The organism is Leptospira broomii serovar Hurstbridge str. 5399, assembly GCF_000243715.2.
In the GTDB taxonomy this organism is placed as follows: domain Bacteria; phylum Spirochaetota; class Leptospiria; order Leptospirales; family Leptospiraceae; genus Leptospira_B; species Leptospira_B broomii.
The window spans coordinates 46,980-71,811 of sequence record NZ_AHMO02000011.1 but is presented as its reverse complement, the minus strand read 5'-3'; the positions used below and the strand labels follow the sequence as shown (position 1 = coordinate 71,811).

Here is a 24,832-nt window from a genome sequence, read left to right as displayed (position 1 = left end):
GATGTCCGTCCCGGGAATTAACGTCGCTAACATACTCAAAGATCATCCCGAACTCGGGTTAAAATTGATAGCAGGAGAAGCCGGCCTGCAGAACCGAATTCATAGCTCTGAAATAAACCGACCCGGGCTTTCTCTTACCGGATTTTACGAAAGCTTCGCTCACGATCGCATTCAAATTTTCGGGAAAGGAGAATGGGCATATTTAATCTCCAGGGAAGGAGACGGCTTAACTAGAATTGCAACCGAATTCTTCCACTTTCATTTAAACTGTATTATCTTTACGCACGGGAATTCGGCTCCGCCGATCTTTATCGAATATTGCAATCGTCTAAATATTCCGCTGCTGATTTCCGATGTCTCCACTCATAAATTTATCACCTTAATCTCGCAAATTCTAGACAGGAGTCTGGCTCCTCGGACGATGAGACACGGAGTCTTAATAGAAGTTTTCGGAATCGGAATCCTTCTTTCCGGCAAAAGCGGGGTTGGGAAGAGCGAAACCGCATTGGAATTAATCGAACGAGGTCATAGACTTGTCGCGGACGATATGGTTGAAATTAGACGACTTTCGGAAAGTTACTTAATCGGTACTTGTTCGGACCTGCTTCGGCATCATATGGAAATCAGAGGGCTCGGAATATTAAATATTAAAGATATATTTGGAATAGGATCCGTACGAGACCATAAGCTAATCGAATTAATCATACATCTAGAAGAATGGTCGGATGATAAGGAATTCGACAGAACCGGATTGGAAAATCGCACCGAGGAAGTTCTAGGGGTTTTAATTCCTTTGATCAAACTACCGGTTCGTCCAGGCCGGAATATTCCGATTATCGTAGAGACCGCCGCAATGAATCAGCGACTAAAAAAATTAGGCAAAAATGCGGCGGCGGAATTCAGTCAAAAATTAAATATTTATTTGCAGCAAGGTAAAGTTGAGAGAAATCCACCTCAAAATTAATGAAAATAGCACGGGCATGCATGCGCGCCCTGCCTCCGTCTTCGTAAATTGTGCGTCAAAATTTCCCTGCGAAGTTTTGGTTTCTAAAGAAGGCGTTGAAGTTAACGGAAAGAGTATCATGGGATTGATGATGTTGGCGTTAGCGCCCGGGCAAGAATTTTCCATCAAGGCTACGGGGGAAAAAGAAGGAGAGGCGATCGACGCTCTAGCCAGACTTGTGGCCGATGATTTTGCGATATGAACCTTTTTCCTTTTAGGAATGAGGAAAATCGCTACTATCTGCGCGATCTCTTTATCCTGTGCGGCGTCATCGTAGTTGCGATAATTTTAGCCGAACTGCTTCATTTTCGACGATCCGATGAATCTACATTCGTGGATCGAGTGTTAGTGTATATCTATTACACTATTCCTCTATTCGCTCTCGCTCTCGCAATTTCATACTTATATAGGAATAAGAGAAATTTAGAAACCGGTAGATTGAGAAGTTCAATTCGATATCGATTGTCTTTAGCCTTTCTATTTGTGGCGATGCTTCCGTCCATTCCGGTATTCTTCCTTTCCTCGAACGTTACGAGTCGTCTATTCGAAGGATTTTACGGGCTGGATATCGGTCAGGCCTTGGATGCCGGAGATTATTTCATTACGAAGGAATATCAGGAAGATCGTAAGGACCTACTGATCAAGGCCCATCTGCTTCAAAATCTAGTAAAAAAGGAAAATACAAACACCAATCTTCTCACTTTGCGTGCCCATGAATTGAATCTAATTTCAAACCCCGGCTATTATATAGGATGGTACGAGCGTGAAACTCCTATTATCGAAAACCGTTCGCTCAGGTTACCTCCTGACCGTTCCGGATTCCTACCTCTCAATGGAGAATCCATTCTTGAGAATCTTTCCGTAAGCCCGGCGCACTCGTATTATTTTCTAAAAGTTCCGTCTCCGGATCCTTCAAAATATCTTCTTATCGGAAAAAGAATCTTTGTCGGAGAAGAGGAAAAAGCATATTCGATTTTAAACACAAGAAAGAATTATCATAAGGCGGATCTTGCAAAAGAAAAACTTCCGTACGAACTCAGAATTACGATTAGCCTTATGATCATCGTAGTGTTTCTTCTTTCGATTTTTTTCTCTTTAGTTTTCGCCCGAAAAATTTCCCGTCCGATTATCGACTTAGCAAACGCCACCCAAAAAGTCTCTCTGGGAGATACCGATATTAATCTTCCTTTAACGGAGGGAGGAGAGATAGGGGCATTAGTGGAATCCTTTAATCAAATGGTTAAGGACTTAAAGTCCAAAAATCGAGAATTGATGCATATCCAAAGGGTAGCCGCCTGGAAAGAAGTCGCCCAAAGAATGGCCCACGAAATTAAGAATCCGTTGACTCCCATTCAACTCTCAGCCGAACGAATCAGGAGAAAATTGGATTCCAGTGTTCCGTTACCGTTTCATGAAATCGTAAACAAAGGAACCGAGACAATCGTCGGCCAAGTGAAGATACTACAACATTTAGTAAACGAATTCTCAGAATTCGCCAGGATGCCTGCGCCGAGACTGATCAATCAGAATTTGGAACCCATCATATTGGAGAGCGAAAAATTATACGAGCATACTCCGGGAATTCAAATAGAATTGAATCTATCTAAGAATTTACCTGAAATATTTTTGGATAAAAAGCTGTTTTTAGGGGTAATGAATAACCTCTTTAAGAATGCCGTAGAGGCAATCGAGAGAAAGAAATCGAAAGGCGAACTAGGAGCCAATGCAGGAAGAATTCGCGTATCGACCAGACTCGAAAGAAGAATCATGCGAAAGTCTGTCGTATTAACGATGGAGGATAACGGAACGGGAATACCGAGTGAATACCGAGCCAAAGTATTCGAACCATATTATTCGACAAAGGACGAACATACGTCTGGAATAGGGCTCGCGATAGTTCAAAAAACAGTGATTGACCATAGCGGTCATATCTCAGTAGATTTATCCGAACTGGGCGGTTGTAAATTTCGAATCGAACTCCCTGTTGCTTAAGCCAGTATGAAAATTTTCATCGTAGACGACGAACTCGAAATCCGAAAATCCCTCAAGGATATCTTGGAGGACGAGCACTACGAAGTCGAACATTTCGCGAACGGTAGATCTTTTTTGAAACAACTTAAATCCGAACGGCCTGGTCTTGTACTTTTAGACGTATGGTTAGGAAAAGAAGATGGGCTTACACTTTTGGACGAATGCAAGAAAATGTATCCCACATTGCCCGTTTTAATGATTTCGGGTCATGGAACGATCGAACTTGCCGTACAAGCGACAAAGAAAGGGGCTGTCGATTTCCTTGAAAAACCGCTGTCGATAAATAAGGTATTGGAAGCCGTAGAAGGAGCGATTGTAGGCCAAGGAAGAGTCGAAATTCCGGAAGTGAAACTGGAATATGATGAAATTTTAGGAAGTTCTCCGGCAATACAAAAGGTGAAATTTGCAATAGCACAGGCTGCAGCTACGAATGCTCGCGTTTTCATCTATGGAGAAAACGGAACGGGCAAAGAATTGGTCGCAAGAACTATATTCAAAAACTCCAAACGAAGAGATCTGGCATATGTTGAAGTAAACTGCGCGGCTATTCCCGAAGAACTAATCGAATCCGAATTGTTCGGATATGTGAAAGGAGCTTTTACCGGAGCCACCGAATCGAGAATCGGGAAATTCGAAGCCGCTAACGGAGGAACCTTATTCTTAGACGAAATCTGTGATATGTCTTTATCCACGCAAGCAAAGGTTCTTAGAATTCTCCAAGAGCAGCGATTCGAAAAACTGGGAAGTACGGAGACAATTTCTGTGGACGTTCGAATTATTGCCGCGACTAATATACCCGTTGAAGAAGCGATCAAGGAAGGAAAGTTTCGTGAAGACCTTTACTATCGATTGAACGTAATTCCTATCGTGATTCCCCCGTTGCGAGATCGCAAATCCGATATCCCGTTACTTGTCGACTATTACGTCGCGCTCACCTTAACGGAGAATAATTTATCTCCTAAAAAAATTGAGAATGAGGCAATTTCAATTCTTGAGAATCATTTCTGGCCGGGTAATATCAGAGAATTGAAAAACGTCGTCGAACGTCTCTGCATTATGACCGTAGGAGATACGATTCGATCCCAAGATGTCAAAGATTCGCTGACTGGTTTCCTAAAGGCGAACGACCTGGTCGAAAAAGGGGATTTCAAAAGAGCTAAGGAAGAATTTGAAAGGCAATACATAGTTAAAACTTTGCAGATGAACGAAGGTAACGTCTCAAAGACCTCCAAGACTCTCGGAATAGAAAGGTCGCATCTTTACCGCAAAATGAAATCCCTTGGGATCCAAGCGGAGGATATCCATGACTAGCCAACCGACTCTTCTTCAGGAATTGAAGAGTATCCTACAAGACCTTAGATTTCTAATAAAGAAGGAGGATTTCCCGATTTTTCGAAAACGAGGAGAACCCGATCCTCAAACAATGGAATTGGTTTGGAAAGAAAATTGGAATTTTGGATACACATCGACCGAATCAGGGGTCCCAACTCAAACCCGTGGAGTTCAAGTTAGAATACCTCCGAAAGAACAGGATAGGAATTTTTCCTGCAAACTGTGCCCGGAGCGCTTAAGCGCCGTTCGGCATTTTATCGTTCGCGGCAGAAAGAAAGTTTTAGTTCTTCATTATACCGGAGAATTTCAGCCGAACAAGCCCTCGTATGCCAAGACTTCACCCCAAAGAATTTTCAGAACGCCGGAAGCGGAGAATTTATTCGATCGGATGATCCAAAAGGAATTCGGATTTTCAATGCGGGAATTCTATTATCAAGAATATCCGGCCTGCCTTTTTTCTCAGGATCGGTCGAGCGAACTCGATTGGAAACGACGAGTCGAAAATTGCCGAGTTCATGTAAAGGAAACCGTTCAAAAAGAAGGAATTAAAGGTATTATATTGCTCGGCGCGGCGGCCACGTTGGCATTCGGGAAAGAAGAGGCAGCTAAGCTTCTTGGAAAGACGGTAGAGTTCGAACCGGGAATTCCCATGGTTATATTACGTTCTCCTGAAGCGATTCTTTCGTCGGAACAAAAAAGAAAAGAAGCTTCGCCGAATAGTTCGGAGTTCCTGGAGGCGAAGAAAAAAGAAATCGAAGTGAAAGAAAGCGTTCTTTCGCAATTGAATCTATTTCACCAAGAGGTTAAGGATCGGATTTGATTCGTTACGCCGAAATCGCCTTTGACCTTCCTATCCAAGAAGACACCTTCACTTACGAAGTTCCCCCGGAAACGCCTATCGGAGTGCGAGTTAGAGCGCAATTGAGAGGTCGGAAAGAAGAGGGCATCGTCATATCAGTCCATTCCAACGAGCCTAACTACAAGGTTCTTCCGATCGAAAAAATCATCGATAAGATTCCTATCATCACGGACGAGCAGATAAAGCTCGCATACTGGATGAAGGAACAGTATCTTTCCTCTTTGGGCGAGTGCATACATAAGATGATTCCCAAGGGAAGAAGGCATTCTAAAGTTACCTTCGATCGAGAAGAAACTGAGTCTCTACCGTTACCGTTAAACGACGAGCAGCAGACAGCATTCGAGAATATTAAAGACGATTTCGGCAAAGATGCAGTTCATCTACTTTTCGGAATTACCGGAAGCGGAAAAACGGAGATCTATTTACATTTAATCGGGGATTTATTAAAGAAAAGCGATAAAGGTGTCTTACTTCTGGTTCCCGAGATCGGATTAACGTATCATATTATCCGAAAACTGGAAGCAGTGTTTCCCGGACAAGTTGCACTATTGCATTCCGCATTAAAAGTTTCGGAACGATTTAAAGCGTACATGGATTTAATGCTGGGAAAGAAGAGGATCGCGGTAGGAACACGATCCGCAGTCTTCGCCCCTGTTCAAAGACTCGGTCTAATCGTTATAGACGAGGAACATGACGGTTCTTTTAAAGAGCATTCCTCTCCCAGGTACCATGCTCGTCAGGTAGCTCTTCAAAGATGCAGGGAGAGCAAGGCTGTTTTAGTTTTGGGCTCTGCAACTCCCGCCTTGGAAGTCTACCACTTAGCTGTCACAGGTAAAATCAGTTTACAGATTCTAAGTAAACGCCCGGGGAATGCAAAACCGCCTATCGTGAGGATCGTGGAAAATCGGAAAGACTCACGACTCATAACTTCAGAACTCGGCTTTGCAATAAAGCAACGTTTAGACAAGAAGGAACAAGTAATCCTTCTATTAAATAGGCGAGGCTATAGCCCCTTATTATATTCAGAAAATGAAAAGTCGTACGTTCCATGCCCCAACTGTACGTCGCATCTCTGCTTTCATAAAAAAGGATCCGTCATTTGCCACCTTTGCGGTTATACGGATTCTTTGGCGCATCTAGAGGCAATCCGAGGAGAAAAGTTAGTATTACTAGGCACCGGTACCCAAAAATTGGAGGAACATTTATTGGAGGCGTTTCCCGGCTCCAAGATCGAACGTCTAGATCAAGATTCAATCCAGGATCGGTCCTTGTTGACGGATGTGATAGGCAGACTCGTTCATGGAGAAATCGATATACTAACCGGAACTCAAATGATATCAAAAGGATTGGATGCCGGAAGAGTTACTTTGGTAGGAGTTTTAAATGCAGGGATTGGATTAGGTCTGCCCGATTTCCGGGCTGGAGAGCGAGTTTTCTCCCTCTTAACCCAGGTCGCAGGACGGGCAGGAAGAGCCGATTTACTCGGAGAAGTCATTATAGAAACTCATACGCCTGACCATCCGATCATTCGCATGGCAATTGACCAGAACTACGTAAAATTTTACGAATCCGAACTTCCGATTCGAAAAGAGCTGTTCTATCCTCCGTATTCAAGACTTATCCGAATCCTCTCTAGATCGCCGGATGAACAAGCTTCTCTGAAAGCGATCGAAGCAGCTTCTACGATCATTAAACGACATCTTCCTGACCTCCACACAATCCTTCTCGGCCCTGCACCTTGTCCTTTCTATAAGATAGATAAAAACTTTCGGAATCATTTACTCATCAAAACGACTACTCCGAGTAAATGGAGAGACGTCTTGCGTGAGGAAGTAAGAACGATAAAAATCCCTAAAAACGTTTACTTAGAATTGGATTTTAATCCAGTGGACCTCGTCTGATGAAAATCGCTTTTTTCGGCACACCGGAACATTCCGCTAAACTTCTTTCTTCACTCTTAGAAGAACAACATATCGAAATTCTGTTCGTCGTAACAAACCCCGATCGTCCAAAAGGTCGTAGTAAAACCCCGAGTCCAAGTCCCGTAAAAGAAGTCGCTCAACGCGCAGGATTACCGGTATTTCAATTCGAATCGATTAAAAAGGAAAAGGAAAAAGCCGTCCGAGAATTTTCCAGATTCCAAGCCGAGCTATACGTAGTCTTTGCCTACGGATCTATCCTTCCGAAAGAAGTATTTCAATTTCCCAAATTCGGATCGATTAACTTACACGGATCGCTTCTACCTGAATTGCGGGGCGCATCGCCGGTGCAAACCGCCCTTTGGAAAGGATATTCGAAGACTGGAATCAGTATTCAATATATAGGGGAGGGAATGGACGAAGGAGATATCATTCAAGAGAAAGAAATTTCGATTTCTATGGAAGATGATACCGGAACTCTAATGGACCGGATTACCCAAACGGGGATCGAATGTTTAAAGTCCTTGCTTAAAGAAAATAGATCGGAATGCTTTCCGGCGATTGCGCAAGATCATTCTAAAGCTACCTACTGTACTAAACTGAAATCGGAGGATCGAATCCTAGATTTTACTCTTCCTGCAATTGACGTTCATAATCGTATTCGCGCCCTAGCTCCCGATCCCGGAGCGGTTTGCAATTTTCGAGACAAACGACTAGTTCTACGCAAAACTGCTTGGACTGATATCTTAGAATCGCCTACCGTACCAGGGAGATTGAAACGAATGGACAGAAAAGGCCTTCTTTTTCAGTGTGGAGATGGTCGATTCTTGGAAATCATTTCTCTCCAACCGGAGAATAAAAACCGCATGAGCGCGGCGGATTTCCTGAACGGCTTCCGCATCACAGAAGAGGATCGGTTCCAGTGACTCAGGAAGAACTCCGTTCCAAATACCTCCCAATCGGAGGTTATCTATTTTTTATCGCATTCGGTTTGGTCGTTTTTTTTATCGCGGCCTTTCTCGTCGTTTTTGTTCGAACCAAAAGTTCTACTTTGGTTGTCATGCCAGATGTCGTCGGGAAGTCCTATAACGAAGTGCATAATGAATTAAGTCGTCTTCAGTTGAAGATTCGACTCGAATCCAAACGATATCCGGATAAAACGGACGGAATCATTATTTATCAATCCATCCGCCCAGGTCGAGAAATAGAGGCCGGATCAAAAGTATCCTTAACGGTGAATATCGGATTGGATCGACTCATTATGCCCGAATTAAAAGGACAAACATTGGCTTCGGCCAAAAACGCTCTTGAAAAAGTCCTATCCGGAGAAACTTACGTATCTCTTCAACTAGGTGGGGTAACCTATGTGGAACCTAAGGAAGGTGAACTTCCGGATACGGTCGTAGATCAAATTCCTGAAGCCGGAAAAAATACAACTGCACGGGAGAAAGTCTTTCTGTTAGTCACGAAAGCCCCTGCGAAAAAGAAAGAAGGTGAGCCGCAGACTCTGGATTTTAAACCCGGTGACTCCTTCGTGTTTGCCCAACGAACGTTAGCTCGGGCAGGAATTCCGTCGAAAGCCGATATAGTCGAAACGAAATTTCGCCCCGAAAGCGGAAAAATCGAATCGGTGCAAAAGATCGGTTCCGAATATCGGTTCAAAGTATTTTATTTCGAACCGGAAGATCGGGTGGAAAGCGGCTATGAAAGCTTTGAATATAAGATCCGAGACAATGGAAATTATAAATTAATTCTCAAAGACCAAAAAGACGAATCGAAACAAGTCGAATTATCCGCTGCAACCCCGTATCAAGAAGGGGAAAAAATCCAGACTGTATTTTATCGGGCAGGCGATGTCACCCTGGTCTTATTGGATCAATCCGGCTCGAAAGTAAAATCCAAAGACTACGAGAACGAATTTTGAAAATCTCCGCTTCCATCTTAGCGACACAACTAACTTCGCTTTCCTCCCAGATCCCATCCTTCCGGCAAGAAAACATCGATTTGATTCATATGGATGTGATGGACGGAAATTTCGTACCCCAAATCAGCTTTGGAGAAGCGATCACCAAAGAAGTAAAGGGCATGACTTCGATCCCGTTAGATGTGCATCTAATGGTAGAAAAACCGGAAAATCATGTTCCTAAGTACTACGAACTGGATCCCTACTGCATTACGTTTCATGCGGAGACGACCAGATTCCCGATTCGTCTAGCCCAAGAAATTAGGAAGAATGGTCCCAAAGTGGGAGTTTCCTTAAATCCAGGCACTCCAGTTTCTGCCTTAGAAACTCTACTACCTTATATCGATTTAGTGCTGATTATGACGGTTGAACCCGGTTTCTACGGCCAGAAGTTCGTCGAGGGGGGTATCGAGAAGATTCAGAAAGTAAAATCTCTGATCTCTCCTTACCGAATTGAATTGGAAGTAGACGGGGGCATTAACGACTCGAATATTCGAGAGCTCGCAAAGGCCGGAGTGGATATTTGTGTAGTAGGTGCTGGATTGTTTAAGTCCGGACATCCGAACGATAATGGAAAAAATTTAAAGAAACTTGCTTCCGGTATCTGAGGACTAACTGCCCCCATAGAAAATCGGCTTTCGCTTAAGGCAAAGCGAAACAAGGTACATAATGCCGTAAAACCTTGACAGTCGGTAACGGCTCTAAAAAATGGCTTATTAAGGCAAACTGTGCTTCAGTTTGCCACCGTATCCAACGAAGGATTTTTATTTTGGTTAAGATCAGATTACAGAGAACTGGAGCCAAAAACAACCCCCATTACCGGGTTGTAGCAGCGGACAGCCGCTCTCCGCGCGACGGAAAATTCATTGATATTCTTGGGCATTATCACCCGGCAGAAATCAAGGGACAAACCGTTTTAGACAAAACGAAAGTTTTGGATTGGCTAAAAAAGGGTGCTCAACCTACGGGAACCGTGCTGAACCTCATTAAGAACGAGGGGATCTGGGCGGAATACAAACAAGCCGCTAAGAAGTAATGGAAGAACTAGTCCGCTACATCGTAACTTCCCTGGTAGATTTTCCGGAGGAGATTTCCGTAACGGAAATAGAAGGCGAGGAGCAAACAGTCTTAGAACTGAGGGTTTCTCCGAAAGACGTGGGGAAGGTGATCGGTAAAAACGGCAGGATTGCAAAATCTCTACGCGCAATTTTGACCGCTGCTTCCATTAAAGCAGGTAAGAATATCTCCCTGGAAATTATTGACTGAGAACCAAATCCTTGCAGGTAAGCTAGGGAAACCCTTTGGACTAAAGGGTTTTATCCGGCTTGTCGCCCAAGAAAGCTCCCTTCCGACTCTCAAACATCCCTTATCCGTCATTCTTCGTTTTCCCGGTAAACCGGACCTTTCTCTCGTATTATTGGAAACGAAAATTCATTCTGGTAGAATTCATCTTCGTTTCCAGGACTATAGTACACCGGAAGACTCTACAAAATTAACCGGTGCAAGCGTATTCGTGGATCGTTCTGTATTTCCGGCGAGTGAAGGAGATGAATATTATCTGTTCGAACTCCAAGGTCTTCGCGGTATTGCAGAATCCGGCGAGGATTTGAATTGGATTTTGGAGGATATCATGGAAAACCCGGCACATCCGATCTTATTGTTTCGAGAAGGGGAAAAAGAGATTTTAGTTCCTTTTATAGATCAGTTTGTTGGAAAGATACTTCTGACCGAAGGGAAAATATTTCTTAAGAATCCGGAGATCTGGGATGAAGTTTAACTTTATCACTCTTTTTCCCTCGAAAATTCAATCGTACTTTGCCGAAGGGCTTCAAGAAAAAGCGATTCGAAACGAGGTTTTCTCGATCGAAATCGTACATCTCCGCGACTATTCCAATAATAAACATCTTAAAGTTGACGATACTCCCTACGGCGGAGGACCGGGAATGCTATTAAAAGTTGAGCCGGTACATCTCGCTCTAGAATCCTTAGGAAAGGAAAAAGGATTGGTGATCATGACGACTCCGTCCGGAATTCCCTTCACACAGGAAATTGCAGTTAGGCTGGCAAAGAAAGGAGGTCCTATCACTCTGATCTCCGGTTACTACGAAGGTGTGGATCATCGAGTTACCGAACATCTTGTTGACATAGAACTGTCCCTTGGAAATTATGTAATCTCAGCCGGAGATTTGGCCAGCCTTTGTATAGTAGATGCAGTGTCCAGGCTTTTGCCGGGATTTATGGGCGACCAAGAAAGTCTGGAAGACGAGTCGCATAATGATCGGGACGTACTAGAGTATCCCCAATATACGAAGCCTTCCGAATATAACGGGTGGAAAGTTCCCGAGGTTCTACTTAGCGGAAATCACGCTGCAATTGAATCTTGGCGCGAAACTAACAGAAAGAGAATCAACCCCGATAAAACGAGGAATCTATGAAAGAACTTCTTAAGGGCGGATTGCCCACTGACGCTAACCGCACCCTGAATTTCAATGTCGGGGATACCGTTAAAGTACATTATAAAATCCAAGAATCCGGAAAAGAGCGTATTCAGGTGTATGAGGGAGTCGTGATTTCTATCGCGAACGGCGGTAACGGAAAATCTTTCACCGTCCGACGCATTTCTTATGACGTTGGTGTCGAACGAGTATTTCCTCTGTATTCACCTCGAATCGCAAAAATCGAACTGATCCGCAAAGGACGAGTTCGTCGTTCTAAGCTCTTCTTCCTTCGCGAACGCTCCGGCAAATCTGCTCGTATACGCGAACTGAAAGGCGGAAAAACGTTAGTGGCAGAAGATAAAAAACGTCAAGCAGCTGCCGACGCGGCGGCCACCTCGTCTGGAGTTCCGGCTTCGGAATAAAAACCCTTGTCGACGGGAAACTTCGAGCCGGAAGAGTCCCGTTTTTTCCCCCACGGGATTCCCTGTGGGATTGATGAAGCGGGCCGGGGGCCTTATGCAGGACCCTTATCGCTCGCACTCGTTGCATTTTCACCGGAAATTCTAGAATCTATCCTGGTCGGTAAGAACTTATCGGGATTGAACGATTCCAAAAAACTTTCCGAATCCAAACGAGAAATGCTCTATTCTCAGATAAGGGATGTAGCAAGTATTTGCTGTCACACTTTCGTATCCCACTCATTTATCGATCGCAACGGAATCAACCGAGCCGTTCTTGAAGGTATATGGAAGTGTTATAGAATGGCGCTTCGGACGCCGATAGCGATAGTAGGCGGTTCACTGACTCTCCTTATCGATGGAAATTATAATTTTTCAAAATATCCTGAATCCAAGTTCATTTCGTCTAAGTCTCATTATTATACGAAGGGGGATTCCCGTATTGTAAGCATTTCGGCCGCTTCCATTATCGCAAAAGTAACTCGGGATCGTTGGATGAAGGGAATTGCCGGTAAGTTTCCCGGATACGGATTCGAATCGCATAAAGGGTATGGTAGTGCCGGACATGAGGAAGCGATCAGAACCCTAGGTCTCTGTCGAATTCACCGGCGCTCCTTTACAAAGAAATTCCAATGAGTCCAATCCCTCCCGTTCCATTCAATCCAAGAGAAGTTCCGAAGGTACCACAGGTCAGAAATCCCGACGCGGAACCGGTCCGAAGTGTAGACTCGATCGGATTCATACATCTGATTTCACCGCCTGAGACGTTTGACGGTGAATCGAAGGAAGCCCCGTTTTTTAGAGTCTGGGTTAGAGAGGGAAGTAGAGACGGAAAAGCAAAACTATTTTGGGAAGGCGAGACTCACGAAGTTCGTACCGAAACTCACTTGCTTGAGGGGGAGGAGCTGAAATTGGAACGCTTCCTGACCAGCCAAGGCACCAAATGGAGAATTCAAGAAAGACGACTAACGGAGAAACCGGAATCAAACGAAATTCTCTCCCCTTCGAAAACGGGGTTACTAGGAACCTTGGAAAAACTACTAAAACATGAGGATGGTCCGCAGTCCCAGGAAGGAATCCTTTCGTTCCTTAAAACGTATTTTCCGTTTCTAAATTGGAAGCCGGATACCCTCGTTTTTTCTTGGGAGCTTCCAAAAGATGGACATGCGGAAGGATATTTGGGAGAGGATGTTCAGGGCAAAGTTTTTATTTTGCGAATTGAAAACAAAACAGGGGACCCGAGTCTATACCGCCTTCAATGGAAAAAGAAGGATGCATCGGACTTGATTCTAGGGGCCACTTATAGTAGCTTTAAAATGTACTTGCATATGGGAGAAAATCGGAAAAAATTCATGCAATTTCTGGAAGAATACGGTGTACGATTCCAAGAAGTCAGAATTTCGTACAAACCTTCCTATCAGAGGAGGGAATGGAACGCGTGAAATTAGGAATTGCTCTTAAGTTCGTCCCGGATAACGAATCGGCTCCTAAAGTCATAGCAACCGGAGAAGGTTTTTTAGCGGATCGAATTCGCCAGGTAGCCGAGAGTCATAAGATTCCAATCGTAGCGAACGCTCCATTGGCCGAAGCTTTATCCCCATTACCCTTAGGAGAGGAAATTCCGGAGAATTTATATCGGGCAGTTGCAGCTGTTTTCGCATACTTGTTAGTAGAAAACGTGCCAAGTGAAATGTAATAAGGAATTGAAAAAATGAAAAAAGTAAGTGTTGCGGAACTTAAGCCGGGAATGCGGTTTTCTAAGCCGGTTTATCTGGACAAAGAAAATCTCTTTATCACTTCCAATACACCCATTACGGACTCGGACTTAGAACGACTAAAACGCTTTGGAATTACCGAGGTCTTGACTCACGGAGATCCGCTGCAGTTAATCGCCGATCCCGATTTTCTAGAAACTCAGATCGAAGATATCATCGTAAGTACGGTAGTCGATGAGGATCTACTCCCGTTAAAAGGGATCTACGATAATTTAAATCGAATTAAAATTCAATTTTCCAGTTTGTACAAATCCACGTTTAACGTCGTCCAGGACGTTTATCGAAAGGCGGCAGAAGATAAAATTTTTGATTTCGGCCCAATTCGGGATCAAGCGGAGAGTCTATCGGATTTCGTCCGCCTTCATAACAATCTTTCGTATCTAATTCTCGGGATGAATAATCCAGGGTATTATCTTTACAACCAAATCACGAATTCAACTTTTTATGCCCTAATCATCGGTAAACTTTTGGATTACTCTCGCCCCAAAATGGTGGACTTGGCTATCTCTTGTTTGGTTGCCGACGTGGGCATGACTAAAGTTCCTGCTACCGTTTCCGAAAAGACGGATCAACTAAACGATGAAGAATATAAATCCATTTTAAAACATACGATCATCGGTTACCAAATCCTGACTCAGAGAATAAAAATGAAGAACAGCCTTGCAGTCGTCGCGTTGCAACATCATGAGCGATATGACGGTAAGGGATACCCGCAAAAATTAACGGCGGGTGCCATCGAAGAAGCCGCCCGTATTTATGCAATCGCGGACAATTTTTCGGCGTTAATTACGAATCGTCCGCATCGAAAACGAATTTTACCCCACGAAGCGATAAAATCGATGATTAGTATGGATGTCGGTAAGTTCGACTTAAAAATCGTCAGAACATTCCTAAATCATGTTTCTCTCTATCCTGTCGGCTCTTGTGTTGAACTTTCCGATAAGAGAATCGGACTCGTTTTAAGCTCCAATCCTGATAAGCCGCTTAGGCCAAGTATTCGGATTGTAAAGGACGAGTATGGTACGTTCGTGCGAAATTTAATTCTAGTCGATCTAGTAAAAGAAAATCATCTGTTCATAGTAAAGGCTTTGGATTTGCAGGAAGCGACCCACGCCCATTAACTAAAAATTTTCAGAGCTTAAAAACCTTCACCGAAATCATGGATTTTGAAACCGGTCTTTATGCATGCGCGACTTACGCGGAAAGCAGAAAAAGGGAAAACTCGGAGAAGATACCGCCGTAAACTTTCTGATTCTTAGCGGACATACGATTTTAGAGAGAAATTACCGTCTACGGTTCGCTGAAATCGACATAATCAGTGTCAGCGGAAACTTGATATTTTTTACGGAAGTCAAGTATTGGAACAGCAGCTTATTCGTTCATCCGCTAGAAACCTTCAATAAAACGAAGGAAACGAAGATGAAATTGGCGGCAGAAGCTTATTTATCCACTCACGTTTCCTTAAGACATTGTTTTGTCTCTTTCTGTTTGGCCTTTTTGAACGAAAAAAGGGAACTGAATTTTTATCGTAACCTATTTTGAAAACCTTCGTTAAGCGATCTTGAATTCGGGTCGATTTTCGAATTGTCTGCGGGTTCTCAAGGATGAGGACCTTAAATCGTTACAAGGAAGTAACTATGAAAAGCATCCAAATTCTCGGCAACCTGGCCGAGACCGAACAATTCGGTCCCGATCCGGTGATACTGAGAAAACGAGGAATTCCAATCAAGAAGCGGAAATTCGAGGACTACAAAAAGAAGATCGAAGACGAAAGTTATATCGACTTCGCGATCGATAAGATCGCAATGGAGCTCTCGCATTTCCTGTCAAAGTAACCACAAATAAAAACGTCGAAAGAACCTACTTAGGCAGCGGCCCTGTTTTCCGGAAACCATCCGGAATTTAGGAAAACAAGGGCCTCCTCCAAATGCCTCTCCTCAACTTCTTGACTTTCCTCCAAGTCGGCAATCGTCCGTCCAACTTTTCTCAATTGAAGAGCTTTCCGAATACTAAGCCCTCGTTTCTGAACCGCCTTTGAAACTAACTCCCTACATTTTGTCGAAAGGTGAATCGTCTCCAATATTTCTTCGCCTCTTAGAGTACCATTATATAATTTTCCGGTTTTCTGAAATAACCGGACCTCTTGCATTCTTGCCGCGCTAGCGACCGACGTGCGCAGGAGCCCTAGGTCGATCGTTACCCGTTCTCGATTTGGTTTGCTTCCGGTCTTTAAATGTAAAAATATTTCGATACGATCCATGAACGGTCCTGTCACTGAAGATTGATAGGTCTGCACTTTTTGAAATCTGCAAAAACAGGGTCTATCAAAGGCCTGGAAGTAACCGCAGGGACAAGGATTCATCGCACCGATAAGTAGGAAAGGACAAGGGTAGGTGATAGAACCGGAAATTCGTGAAACGGTGATAAGACCTTCTTCCATAGGCTCTCGCAATGCTTGCAGAGTGCCCGGTCTAAATTCGGCCAACTCATCTAGAAAAAGAATTCCGTGACTCGCCAACGTAACTTCGCCCATATTCAAAGTCCGGGAACCTCCAACAAGTGCAATATCCGAGGTGGTGTGATGAGGGCTCCGAAATGGACGACCCACCTCCAAATCGAATACCAATTCACGGAGAGAACGGAGAGCTAATAGATCAAGCGCTTCCGATTCCCGTATCGGAGGCAGAAGAGTAAACGCAAGTCTCGCGAGAAGACTCTTTCCGGCGCCTGGAGGACCGGATAAGAGACAATGGTGCCAACCGGCTGCCGCTATTTGAATCGCTCTTAATCCCGGTAGTTGGTCTTGATATACCTCGATTCTTTCACGAAAGGATTCATTCTTGATTTTCAAAGATTCTTTTTCTTCCGGAAGTAATCTTCCTGAAAGTAAGGCTTCCAAATCACGCAAATGACGAATCGAATAAATAGGAAACTTATTCTGTAAGGCCGCTTCATGGCGATTTTCGAAAGGAACCACTGCTCCTTTACAGGTATCTTTTGCAGTTTGTTGAAGAATCGGTAGGATCCCCTTTACTGGACGAAGGCTTCCGTCTAACCCTAATTCTCCTAACAGAAGTAGATCTTTCAATATATCAGTTCGATTCCATTGCCCCGTAAGAGTGAGAAGTCCAGCCGCAATCGGCAGATCAAGATACGTACCTTCCTTTTTTCTCCCAGCGGGTCCTAAATGAACTAGAACGTTTAAAAGAGGGTAGTCAAAACCGCTATTTTCGATCGCAATTCTAATCCGATCAGCGGATTCTTTTATAGCGGTGGCAGCTAATCCGGTAATTGTAAAGCGAGGAATTCCGCGTTTCAAATTGACTTCAACTTGAACGGGAAATGCCTGCAAACCTTCGAGCGAAGCCCCTTTTAATCGAATTAGCCGGACATCTTGCATACGGAAAACAGGTGCGAGAAAAGTTCACCTAAACGCTTTTTTTCGAAAAACTAGTTTATCCCTTCTGCTCCCCGAATAACCTTTGCCTGAAATGGTGCGAATACCTACTTTTCTCCTGGCTTTACTGCTCTTACACTGCGGTTCCAGGTTGATTAAGCAGGATAGATTATCCGATATCAATGCATATTACCAGGACAAGGTATATGCGCTCAAAAAGGATGCGAAAGTGTCCTCAACTGAGACCTTTAAGAAAGGGATGCTAGTTCGGATATACATAGAATCGACCCCTTCACTTGTGAAAATCAAATGCTTTCCAGCCGATCAAAAGCGGGAACATGCGATCGGTAGGCTCTTGGCTTACCAGGTGAACGACGATTTCGAGAAAAAATCCATTAAGATTGAAGACCTGGATAAACTGATCGATAATGAGCTCACGGAATATAAAAAGAAAAAATAAGCGTCCCCGACTGACCGGTTCAAGAACCGAAGTACGGCAGACCGATATTAAATACGTGAACCGGACGATTCTTTACCTTCCGATAATTTCAGCGATAGTCGCGTCATCGCTGTCGGCCGATCCGCTTAAAAATTACGATTCGGCCATTAGTGATTATACCAGCAAGGATTCTTCCTTCTTCACCGATCGCGAAGAGAGAAAGATAAAGCAATTATTTTCGCAATCTCCGGATGAATGGGAAGCGGATAAGTATTCCGCGGTTAGCTATCATAAAGACAAATCGAATATCGAATTACCTGCATTCATTAATATTAATCCCATCATTTCCTCTAAGATTGTTCACCAAAGCGGCATAATCATCAAGAGTTACGTCGTAAAACCGAAGGATACGCTCTTCAGAATCGCCAAAACTCTTAAAACGACCGCCGCGCGCATCACAGAAGCCAATAGCCTTCAGAAAGGTTCCGTCTTAAAAGTAGGTCAAAGCTTAAGCATACCCGTAAAGGTGGCGAACGCTACCCGACAAAAGATCGAACACCGAAGAGTCTTTTTAACACCGGTAGTAAATTCCAGAATCACCTCTCGATACGGTCGCCGGAAAGATCCGTTCCACACCGGGAGTGGAGGCTATCACACCGGAATCGACTTAGCAGGTCCCCAGGGAGCCCCAATTTTAGCATCTGCGGAAGGAACCATTTCCTTTGCGGGAGTAAACGGTGGTTACGGAAATACGGTAATTGTCGACCACGAAAACGGTTACAAAACAATGTATGCACATTGTGCGAAAATAACTGTCGAACAGGGAACCAAAGTTAGAGCAGGAACGGTCATAGGTGGAGTAGGCCGCACCGGTTCTGCCACCGGTTCTCACCTTCATTTTGAAGTATTTCTAAATGGTAATAGGATCAACCCAGAAATCGCACTTAGGAAAACTTTAAAAATTGTCACTAACCTGGAAACAGGAAAGGTGGCGAGACTCTAACTACCCCATAGAAATCTTTGCCCATCGGACCCCGTCCCCCTTTAGCAGAAGGAGATTCCTATATCGGGTGCTGGTTCTGAGGAGGGCTAAGGGTGCTAATGAACGCGTTTTTTATCGAATTACGGAAGAATACTTTTTACGCCCTGATTCCGATCGTTATTTTGTTTTCCCTTTCCTTAGCGTATTTATTTAGGGGAGTACTCTTGCTATTTCTGACACCCGATATCCAGACCGGCTCGTCGTCCGCGTCGATCCGAAGAATCGCTCCCCCGATCAATATTGCAATGTCCTCTTACGAAGAGATGGTTACCGGCAATTTATTTCGCGGAAGCCTTGCCCCCTTACCGGGCGAAGCTGGAGCAGGTGCAGAATCGGGGCTTCCGCCGGATACAGGAGAAGGGGAAGAAATGAGGGTCACCGGAACGCTAAGCGGCCACTGGAGTTTTGCTCGAGTCACGATTCTCGAAAAAGGAAAGCAGGCCGCCGAAGAGTTTGCTACCGGAGAAACGGTAGGCGGCTATAAAATCAAAGCGATCAATTTAAATCACGTAGTACTGGAAAAAGGAAGCGGCTCTCTAAAAGTGGAAATCGGGCAGACTCCCGGAGAAGCCAGAGCCAAATTGGGCGCGGGATCGGCAACCGCTGATGCAGGCCAAAAAAATACTGCGGCCGGGGATTCTATCCGCAAAATTCTATCCAGACAAGACGTTAACAAAAAGTTAAAAGATCCGACTGGCATCTATAAAAACGCCCGGTTTGGACCTTATATGGAGAATAACGCGATCACCGGCTATAAGATTTATAGCATCGGCAACGACCATATTTTCTATGCGTTAGGAGCGAGAAGCGGAGACGTAATTCGAAGAGTAAATGGTATGCCTTTAAATGAAACCGAAAAGATGCTCGAAATCTGGAACTCCATCAAAACGGCGGAAAAAGTTTCCGTAGATGTGGAACGAGGAGGGAAAGTTCTCTCCTATGAATTTATCATTCGAAATTGAAGGTTGCATGCGAAGTTTAGATCCAAAAGTCAGGTACCTTAAAACAGCTACAATAACTCTATTGCTGTTTTTGACTTCTACCGAAACGATTCTTTCCCAATCCACCAAGAAAGGAACCAAACGTTCGACGCCGCCGACCGAAGACGCGAGAGAAAGAACCTTCTTTGCGAACTGGCGAGATACCGAATTAAACGATTTCCTTAAAGGTATGAGCGCAATCCTTAAGAAAAATATTCTTTTGGATGAAAGCTTGAAGGGAAAGAAAATCACCATCATTTCCCAAAAAGAAATTCCGGTCAAAAACGCTTTCGCATTTATGAAAGCCGTTTTGGAATCGATGGGCTTCGCAATTATTGAAGAAACCGATTTAATAACGATCGTCAAACTCAAAGATGCATTAGCAAGATCTTCTTTTATCCGGGTCGGTAAAGAACCGATTACGGAATCCGAAGCGAGCGACAATCGAATTATCACACAGATTATTCCGATAGAAAACGTAAAGCCGGAAGAGCTGGAACCTATTTTAAAAAGGTTAACCTCTCCAAATACGGATATTATCGTATATAGGAATACTAATACAATCGTCCTTTCCGGTTCCACTGCGGACATCAATAAGCTAATGGTGCTTATCAACGAATTGGATGCTAAACCTGGGGAAACTACCCCGGGCTCGGTTTCTTCAGCCGGAGATATTCACATCTATACGTTAGAGCATAGTGAGGCGGAAAAAATAGCGGCAACCCTGATCAAGTTGGATAACCCGCTTGTTGGAGATCAGCCTACGCCCGTTCCGGGACAGCCCGGAGCACCGGTCCCACCTCCAGCCAAAGTCGAAAAAATCAAAGCGGTTTCTCACAAAGAATCCAACTCGGTCATCGTTACTGCTACCGAAGCCGAATGGAACGAGATTCGCAAAATTATCCGAATTTTGGATTCTTCCCGAAAGCAAGTTCTGTTAGAAGTACTTATCGTTGAGCTTTCTTCGACCGACCAAAACGATTTCGGGATCGACTGGAGATATTTAAATCAGGGTCCTTATAGCCAATTTAACTCCGGCTTAGCCAAAGAAGGAAATATCATTAATTCTAGCGGACGGATGAACCCGAACGTAAACACTCTGTCGGGATTTTCTTTAGGATTCGTGCAAGCCGGATCCCAACAAATCTTGGGTATTTTGAGTGCGAACCAAGGTAACGAAAACTTCAACGTATTATCCGCTCCACAAGTCCTAACTTTGGATAATCAGGAAGCGGAAATTAACGTCGGCCAAGACGTCCCAGTTCGTACGCAAAGTCGTAATGCGGGTTTAGGCGGAGCAAATGCAGTGACGGTTGATAACTACGAATACCGACCTACCGGAATCAAACTCAAGTTTACGCCGCATGTTAACAAGAATAATAAGATTACTTTGGATTTGCTTCAGGAAATCAAGAATATCGCCTCCATCGCCCTAACCGGAGGAAACCCGACTTTCAATCGAAGAGAAGTAAAAACTACGATTACGCTCGAAAATAAGCAAACGATCGTGATCGGGGGTCTAATTTCTAGTGATAAGGAAAAGCGACTCATTAAGATCCCGCTTTTGGGAGATATCCCGTACCTTGGTTGGATTTTCCGTAGAACTACAGAGTCGAATAAAAAGACGAATCTAATGGTCTTTATTACTCCGCATATTCTGGATAATCGCGAATTGGCTGATAAGATGACCTCCAAGAAAAAGCTCCAGCAAGAACGATACGAATTGGAAAGAGAAAGGATCCTAAACAAGGAAACTACGATCAAAGAAAGAGGGGAATAGAAACGTGAAAACTCTAGGCGATATACTCGTCGAAGAGGGAATCATCTCCTCGAAAGACCTGGAGGATTCCCTTAAACTCCAGAAAAAAAACAATCTCCCGTTAGGGCATATCCTTCAAAAGAAAGGGATTGCCGGAGAAGTGGACGTACTACGAGCGATGGCCCGCTTGTACAGAATGGAATTCCAAGAAAAATTGGAATTCAAAGGCATGGAGGAAATTTATCAAAGAATTCCTCTTAAACTAATCCAAAAAAGTCGGTTAGTACCTTTCGAAGTTTCTAGAAAGACCGTAAAAGTGGCGATTTCGGATCCTAGCGACTTGCATCCGATGGACGATGTTCGCTTCAGTCTCAGGGATTATAAAGTAGAGTTCATTCTCGCTCCCGAGCCGGAAATTATGAGAATCATTCATTCTCAATTCGATACGACTTCGGCGGCGGCAAAAGATCTTCTCAACGAAATGGAGGGAAGCTTTTCCGAACTAGCCGAAGGATTTGATAACGAAACGATCGACTTATCCGATGACGCGCCGATCATTAAGATGGTCAACGTGATCCTTTCCCAAGCAGTGAACGAAAGGGCATCGGATATTCACATCGAACCGTATGAAAAAAGTTTAGTAGTCCGGTACCGAATCGACGGTATTTTGCATAACGTATTAACTCCTCCCAAGTCCTATCACGCCGGGATCACGTCTCGTATCAAGATCATGTCCAACTTGAATATCGCTGAGAACCGCCTCCCTCAGGACGGAAGGATCAAACTTAGGTTGGCCGGAAAAGACGTCGATATTCGGGTCTCTACTATTCCGTGTCAATTCGGAGAGCGAATCGTAATGCGTCTTTTAAACAAGACGGATCAAAAATATTCTTTGGAAACCATGGGATTTTATCCGGATTTATTAAAGGAACTCCGGAAACTTATATACCAACCCCACGGAATTATCTTAGTAACCGGACCTACCGGTTCCGGAAAATCCACGACCCTGTATTCCGCATTAACTGAATTAAATACGGAAGAGCGTAACATCATCACCTGCGAGGACCCCGTCGAATATCAGATCGAAGGAGTTTCTCAAATGCAAATGCAGGATAAGATCGGACTGACTTTTGCGACAGGTCTAAGAGCAATACTCCGACAAGACCCTGATGTCATAATGGTGGGGGAGATCCGGGATGAGGAAACGGCTAGAATCGCGATCCAAGCCTCTTTAACCGGTCACTTAGTGTTCTCCACACTCCACACGAACGACGCCGCATCGGCTGCTACTCGTCTGGTAGATATGGGAATCGAGCCGTATCTAATCACATCGACGGTCTTGGGATTCCTAGCTCAGCGACTCGTTAGAACGATTTGTCCAAAATGTAAAACGACCTATAAGCCGACGCCCGTGGAACTGGAAGCGCTCGGAATTGCGCGAAAAGCGCTAAAGAACGGACACCTTCACAAAGGGGAAGGCTGTCACAATTGTATGGGAACCGGTTTCAAAGGAAGAACCGGCATCTATGAATTTTTAGTGATTAATAATACGATTAAAGACGCCATTTTAGCCGGACTCGATACCACGAAGATAAACGACATAGCGATCCAGAACGGTTTTTTTACGATGCGAGAGTACGGAATTCGTAAGGTTTTGGACGGAGTGACAACTCCGGACGAAGTTCTCCGGGTAACCTGATTTTATTTACATGGCTCTATACACGTACATAGCCTTCAACCGAAAAGGGAAGGAAGAAAAAGGAATTATAGACGCTCCTAATATTCAATCTGCTAGAACCAAATTGAAATCGAAAGGGCTTTATGTTCGACTCATTTCGGAAGATACGGAACGAAAAGACAGGGAACTTTTTCCTTTCTTAGCGAACCTACTATATCGAGTTCCGAGAAAAGTAATCGGAATGTTCTGTCGCCAATTAGGAACGTTAGTGGGCGCAGGAATTCCTTTGGATAAGTCCCTAGCCAATATCGTTGAACAAACGGATCACGAAGTCTTTCGGAAAGTCGTTGTAGCGATGCAGGCAGATATTACCGAAGGAAGTTCGCTCTCCGACGCGATGAAAAAACATCCGCAGATTTTTCCGAACCAATATCCTTCCCTAGTTTCCGTGGGGGAACGCACGGGAGATTACGAAACAGCTCTAATTCGATTGGCGGAAATGGAGGAAAAAAACCAGGAGTTAAAATCAAAAGTGACGACCTCGCTGGTTTATCCGATTATCATTTTCGTTCTGTTATTCGCAGTCGTAATCTTTCTTTTAACAACTGTCGTCCCGCAAATCGAACAATTATTCATCCAATTCGATGCTCCCTTACCATTGATCACAAAGATCGTAATCGGAAGTTCCAGGATTGTAACGGATTGGTGGTTTCTACTCTTTCCTTTACTGATCATAACTATTTCGGGATTTCTATATTATAAGAGTACTCCCGATGGAAAATTGGCATGGGAAAGATTTATTCTTAAAATTCCCATCATTAGCGGTCTTTCTAAGAAAGTATTGATTTCTAATTTCGCAAGAAACTTAGGAATCCTTCTGACCAATAGGGTTCCGTTAATAATTTCTCTACAAATCGTAGAGCAGATCGTAGACCATACTATTTTCGGAGAAGAAATTCGAAACGCGGCCTCCAGAATCCGGGAAGGAGAAAAACTATCCTCCTCATTTTTAAGCTCGGAAATTCTTCCTCAGATGGTATTGGGAATGATGTCTGCCGGAGAAGTTTCCGACAGAGTTCCGGAAATGATGAATAAGTTGGCGGAAATATACGATTCAGAAGTGGATAACTCTTTGAAAGCGATGACTCAGGCAATCGAGCCACTAATGCTCGTATTTATGGGTTTTGCGATAGGTATTATTATGGCTTCGATTATAGTTCCAATGTTCAGCTTGACCCAGAACTTGAAGGGCATATAATAATATTAAGATAAATAGGAGAACCGACTTGAAAACGGGAAACAAACGCAGAAAGGGATTCACATTGATAGAGTTAGCTATCGTCGTAGCAATCTTAGGCGCGATCATGGCGATTATAATCTCCAGCATTAACGTTGGAGATATAAAGGATGATACGGCGTCGATGGAACTTCGGAAAGAAGGCCGCGAAATTCAAATGCACTTAGAGCGTTATGCTCAAAAATACGGAAATTATCCTAGCGAAGAGCAGGGACTAGAAGCTTTAGTGGAAAAACCTACGACAGGAGACGTTCCTGAAGATTGGCGTCCGATGGCTAGCAATAAGGATATCATTAAAGACCCCTGGGGCGGAATTTATAAACTCAAATTCGACGAATACGGCGAAATGCAAATCATCACGTTAGGTAAAGATAAACAGGAAGGCGGAGAAGGCGCGAACGCCGATTTCAATATATTGAAAGAGGAAGATTATCCGGCTCAGTTTAAGAAAAAGTAAATTAG

28 protein-coding genes are annotated in these 24,832 nt (G+C 43.9%); 27 read left to right on the top strand and 1 reads right to left on the bottom strand.

The genetic code is table 11. The features are described from left to right. Nucleotide 1 precedes the first annotated feature (1 nt). The 20 genes from hprK to LEP1GSC050_RS17710 all read left to right on the top strand — a co-directional run bounded on the left by hprK (nt 2) and on the right by LEP1GSC050_RS17710 (nt 15,613). A complete protein-coding gene (hprK, locus tag LEP1GSC050_RS17805; RefSeq protein WP_010569709.1) occupies nt 2–964 on the top strand; it encodes an HPr(Ser) kinase/phosphatase in 963 nt (320 codons plus the stop codon). Beyond that, nucleotides 939–1,205 carry an HPr family phosphocarrier protein gene (locus LEP1GSC050_RS17800; RefSeq protein WP_040911918.1) on the top strand — a complete coding sequence of 89 codons (267 nt, stop codon included), beginning with the start codon at nt 939–941 and terminating at the stop codon, nt 1,203–1,205. The genes hprK and LEP1GSC050_RS17800 overlap by 26 nt, the downstream gene beginning before the upstream one ends. Next, complete coding sequence (locus LEP1GSC050_RS17795) at nt 1,202–2,995, top strand: LIC_11548 family sensor histidine kinase (protein ID WP_010569707.1); 1,794 nt, start codon at nt 1,202–1,204, stop codon at nt 2,993–2,995. Before LEP1GSC050_RS17800 ends, LEP1GSC050_RS17795 begins: the two co-directional genes overlap by 4 nt. Nucleotides 2,996–3,001: 6 nt before the next feature. Continuing rightward, a complete protein-coding gene (locus LEP1GSC050_RS17790; protein ID WP_010569706.1) occupies nt 3,002–4,345 on the top strand; it encodes a sigma-54-dependent transcriptional regulator in 1,344 nt (447 codons plus the stop codon). Continuing rightward, nucleotides 4,338–5,186, top strand: a complete 849-nt coding sequence (locus tag LEP1GSC050_RS17785; protein WP_010569705.1) for a hypothetical protein — start codon at nt 4,338–4,340, stop codon at nt 5,184–5,186. Before LEP1GSC050_RS17790 ends, LEP1GSC050_RS17785 begins: the two co-directional genes overlap by 8 nt. Next, nucleotides 5,183–7,126 carry a replication restart helicase PriA gene (priA, locus tag LEP1GSC050_RS17780; RefSeq protein ID WP_010569704.1) on the top strand — a complete coding sequence of 648 codons (1,944 nt, stop codon included), beginning with the start codon at nt 5,183–5,185 and terminating at the stop codon, nt 7,124–7,126. Before LEP1GSC050_RS17785 ends, priA begins: the two co-directional genes overlap by 4 nt. Further along, on the top strand, nt 7,126–8,070 hold the full coding sequence (fmt, locus tag LEP1GSC050_RS17775; RefSeq protein WP_010569703.1) for a methionyl-tRNA formyltransferase: 945 nt from the start codon (nt 7,126–7,128) through the stop codon (nt 8,068–8,070). The genes priA and fmt overlap by 1 nt, the downstream gene beginning before the upstream one ends. Then, complete coding sequence (locus LEP1GSC050_RS17770) at nt 8,067–9,068, top strand: PASTA domain-containing protein (RefSeq protein ID WP_010569702.1); 1,002 nt, start codon at nt 8,067–8,069, stop codon at nt 9,066–9,068. Before fmt ends, LEP1GSC050_RS17770 begins: the two co-directional genes overlap by 4 nt. Then, a complete protein-coding gene (gene rpe, locus LEP1GSC050_RS17765) occupies nt 9,065–9,715 on the top strand; it encodes a ribulose-phosphate 3-epimerase (RefSeq protein WP_010569701.1) in 651 nt (216 codons plus the stop codon). Before LEP1GSC050_RS17770 ends, rpe begins: the two co-directional genes overlap by 4 nt. Before the next feature lie 161 nt (nt 9,716–9,876). Next, complete coding sequence (gene rpsP / locus LEP1GSC050_RS17760) at nt 9,877–10,143, top strand: 30S ribosomal protein S16 (RefSeq protein ID WP_010569700.1); 267 nt, start codon at nt 9,877–9,879, stop codon at nt 10,141–10,143. Then, nucleotides 10,143–10,373, top strand: coding sequence for a KH domain-containing protein (locus LEP1GSC050_RS17755; RefSeq protein ID WP_010419390.1), 231 nt, complete (start codon nt 10,143–10,145; stop codon nt 10,371–10,373). The genes rpsP and LEP1GSC050_RS17755 overlap by 1 nt, the downstream gene beginning before the upstream one ends. Beyond that, nucleotides 10,366–10,884: a ribosome maturation factor RimM gene (gene rimM / locus LEP1GSC050_RS17750; protein WP_010569699.1), complete on the top strand. Its 519-nt coding sequence runs from the start codon at nt 10,366–10,368 to the stop codon at nt 10,882–10,884. Before LEP1GSC050_RS17755 ends, rimM begins: the two co-directional genes overlap by 8 nt. Continuing rightward, entirely contained in the window at nt 10,874–11,542 is a 669-nt protein-coding gene (gene trmD, locus LEP1GSC050_RS17745) for a tRNA (guanosine(37)-N1)-methyltransferase TrmD (protein ID WP_010569698.1), read from the top strand. Before rimM ends, trmD begins: the two co-directional genes overlap by 11 nt. Next, nucleotides 11,539–11,967: a 50S ribosomal protein L19 gene (gene rplS / locus LEP1GSC050_RS17740; protein WP_010569697.1), complete on the top strand. Its 429-nt coding sequence runs from the start codon at nt 11,539–11,541 to the stop codon at nt 11,965–11,967. The genes trmD and rplS overlap by 4 nt, the downstream gene beginning before the upstream one ends. A gap of 6 nt (nt 11,968–11,973) precedes the next feature. Beyond that, on the top strand, nt 11,974–12,639 hold the full coding sequence (locus LEP1GSC050_RS17735; protein WP_010569696.1) for a ribonuclease HII: 666 nt from the start codon (nt 11,974–11,976) through the stop codon (nt 12,637–12,639). After that, complete coding sequence (locus tag LEP1GSC050_RS17730) at nt 12,636–13,445, top strand: hypothetical protein (protein ID WP_010569695.1); 810 nt, start codon at nt 12,636–12,638, stop codon at nt 13,443–13,445. Before LEP1GSC050_RS17735 ends, LEP1GSC050_RS17730 begins: the two co-directional genes overlap by 4 nt. Next, nucleotides 13,433–13,699 carry an EscU/YscU/HrcU family type III secretion system export apparatus switch protein gene (locus LEP1GSC050_RS17725; RefSeq protein ID WP_010569694.1) on the top strand — a complete coding sequence of 89 codons (267 nt, stop codon included), beginning with the start codon at nt 13,433–13,435 and terminating at the stop codon, nt 13,697–13,699. The genes LEP1GSC050_RS17730 and LEP1GSC050_RS17725 overlap by 13 nt, the downstream gene beginning before the upstream one ends. 15 nt (nt 13,700–13,714) lie before the next feature. Next, on the top strand, nt 13,715–14,899 hold the full coding sequence (locus LEP1GSC050_RS17720; protein ID WP_010569693.1) for an HD-GYP domain-containing protein: 1,185 nt from the start codon (nt 13,715–13,717) through the stop codon (nt 14,897–14,899). 64 nt (nt 14,900–14,963) lie between these two features. Next, entirely contained in the window at nt 14,964–15,320 is a 357-nt protein-coding gene (locus LEP1GSC050_RS17715; protein ID WP_010569692.1) for a YraN family protein, read from the top strand. Between the two features lie 95 nt (nt 15,321–15,415). After that, nucleotides 15,416–15,613, top strand: coding sequence for a hypothetical protein (locus LEP1GSC050_RS17710; RefSeq protein ID WP_010419372.1), 198 nt, complete (start codon nt 15,416–15,418; stop codon nt 15,611–15,613). 29 nt (nt 15,614–15,642) lie between these two features. On the opposite strand, the gene LEP1GSC050_RS17705 is transcribed toward LEP1GSC050_RS17710, so the two are convergent. Further along, on the bottom strand, nt 15,643–17,178 hold the full coding sequence (locus LEP1GSC050_RS17705) for a YifB family Mg chelatase-like AAA ATPase (protein WP_010569691.1): 1,536 nt from the start codon (nt 17,176–17,178) through the stop codon (nt 15,643–15,645). Between the two features lie 91 nt (nt 17,179–17,269). Between LEP1GSC050_RS17705 and LEP1GSC050_RS17700 the strand changes: the two genes are divergently transcribed. The 7 genes from LEP1GSC050_RS17700 to LEP1GSC050_RS17670 all read left to right on the top strand — a co-directional run bounded on the left by LEP1GSC050_RS17700 (nt 17,270) and on the right by LEP1GSC050_RS17670 (nt 24,827). After that, the gene (locus tag LEP1GSC050_RS17700) at nt 17,270–17,635 is read left to right on the top strand and encodes a type II secretion system-associated lipoprotein (RefSeq protein WP_010569690.1); all 366 of its coding nucleotides are present in this window, start codon (nt 17,270–17,272) and stop codon (nt 17,633–17,635) included. After that, complete coding sequence (locus LEP1GSC050_RS17695) at nt 17,604–18,617, top strand: M23 family metallopeptidase (protein ID WP_010569689.1); 1,014 nt, start codon at nt 17,604–17,606, stop codon at nt 18,615–18,617. The genes LEP1GSC050_RS17700 and LEP1GSC050_RS17695 overlap by 32 nt, the downstream gene beginning before the upstream one ends. Nucleotides 18,618–18,715: 98 nt before the next feature. Continuing rightward, a complete protein-coding gene (locus tag LEP1GSC050_RS17690; protein ID WP_010569688.1) occupies nt 18,716–19,618 on the top strand; it encodes a general secretion pathway protein GspC in 903 nt (300 codons plus the stop codon). Between the two features lie 7 nt (nt 19,619–19,625). Continuing rightward, nucleotides 19,626–21,416, top strand: a complete 1,791-nt coding sequence (gene gspD, locus LEP1GSC050_RS17685; protein ID WP_040911970.1) for a type II secretion system secretin GspD — start codon at nt 19,626–19,628, stop codon at nt 21,414–21,416. 4 nt (nt 21,417–21,420) lie between these two features. Continuing rightward, complete coding sequence (gene gspE / locus LEP1GSC050_RS17680) at nt 21,421–23,094, top strand: type II secretion system ATPase GspE (RefSeq protein WP_010569686.1); 1,674 nt, start codon at nt 21,421–21,423, stop codon at nt 23,092–23,094. Nucleotides 23,095–23,104: 10 nt separating this feature from the next. Further along, nucleotides 23,105–24,331: a type II secretion system F family protein gene (locus LEP1GSC050_RS17675; protein ID WP_010569685.1), complete on the top strand. Its 1,227-nt coding sequence runs from the start codon at nt 23,105–23,107 to the stop codon at nt 24,329–24,331. 28 nt (nt 24,332–24,359) lie between these two features. Then, nucleotides 24,360–24,827: a type II secretion system protein GspG gene (locus LEP1GSC050_RS17670; protein ID WP_010419359.1), complete on the top strand. Its 468-nt coding sequence runs from the start codon at nt 24,360–24,362 to the stop codon at nt 24,825–24,827. Nucleotides 24,828–24,832: the final 5 nt, after the last annotated feature.

Bases quoted from the DNA above. Each gene is read 5' to 3' on its own strand.
- hprK (WP_010569709.1), top strand. From the start codon at position 2: ATGTCCGTCCCGGGAATTAACGTCGCTAACATACTCAAAGATCATCCC.
- LEP1GSC050_RS17795 (WP_010569707.1), top strand. From the start codon at position 1,202: ATGAACCTTTTTCCTTTTAGGAATGAGGAAAATCGCTACTATCTGCGC.
- LEP1GSC050_RS17790 (WP_010569706.1), top strand. From the start codon at position 3,002: ATGAAAATTTTCATCGTAGACGACGAACTCGAAATCCGAAAATCCCTC.
- LEP1GSC050_RS17785 (WP_010569705.1), top strand. From the start codon at position 4,338: ATGACTAGCCAACCGACTCTTCTTCAGGAATTGAAGAGTATCCTACAA.
- fmt (WP_010569703.1), top strand. From the start codon at position 7,126: ATGAAAATCGCTTTTTTCGGCACACCGGAACATTCCGCTAAACTTCTT.
- LEP1GSC050_RS17755 (WP_010419390.1), top strand. From the start codon at position 10,143: ATGGAAGAACTAGTCCGCTACATCGTAACTTCCCTGGTAGATTTTCCG.
- trmD (WP_010569698.1), top strand. From the start codon at position 10,874: ATGAAGTTTAACTTTATCACTCTTTTTCCCTCGAAAATTCAATCGTAC.
- rplS (WP_010569697.1), top strand. From the start codon at position 11,539: ATGAAAGAACTTCTTAAGGGCGGATTGCCCACTGACGCTAACCGCACC.
- LEP1GSC050_RS17730 (WP_010569695.1), top strand. From the start codon at position 12,636: ATGAGTCCAATCCCTCCCGTTCCATTCAATCCAAGAGAAGTTCCGAAG.
- LEP1GSC050_RS17725 (WP_010569694.1), top strand. From the start codon at position 13,433: ATGGAACGCGTGAAATTAGGAATTGCTCTTAAGTTCGTCCCGGATAAC.
- LEP1GSC050_RS17720 (WP_010569693.1), top strand. From the start codon at position 13,715: ATGAAAAAAGTAAGTGTTGCGGAACTTAAGCCGGGAATGCGGTTTTCT.
- LEP1GSC050_RS17715 (WP_010569692.1), top strand. From the start codon at position 14,964: ATGCGCGACTTACGCGGAAAGCAGAAAAAGGGAAAACTCGGAGAAGAT.
- LEP1GSC050_RS17710 (WP_010419372.1), top strand. From the start codon at position 15,416: ATGAAAAGCATCCAAATTCTCGGCAACCTGGCCGAGACCGAACAATTC.
- LEP1GSC050_RS17705 (WP_010569691.1), bottom strand. From the start codon at position 17,178: ATGCAAGATGTCCGGCTAATTCGATTAAAAGGGGCTTCGCTCGAAGGT.
- LEP1GSC050_RS17700 (WP_010569690.1), top strand. From the start codon at position 17,270: ATGGTGCGAATACCTACTTTTCTCCTGGCTTTACTGCTCTTACACTGC.
- LEP1GSC050_RS17695 (WP_010569689.1), top strand. From the start codon at position 17,604: ATGAGCTCACGGAATATAAAAAGAAAAAATAAGCGTCCCCGACTGACC.
- LEP1GSC050_RS17690 (WP_010569688.1), top strand. From the start codon at position 18,716: ATGAACGCGTTTTTTATCGAATTACGGAAGAATACTTTTTACGCCCTG.
- gspD (WP_040911970.1), top strand. From the start codon at position 19,626: ATGCGAAGTTTAGATCCAAAAGTCAGGTACCTTAAAACAGCTACAATA.
- LEP1GSC050_RS17675 (WP_010569685.1), top strand. From the start codon at position 23,105: ATGGCTCTATACACGTACATAGCCTTCAACCGAAAAGGGAAGGAAGAA.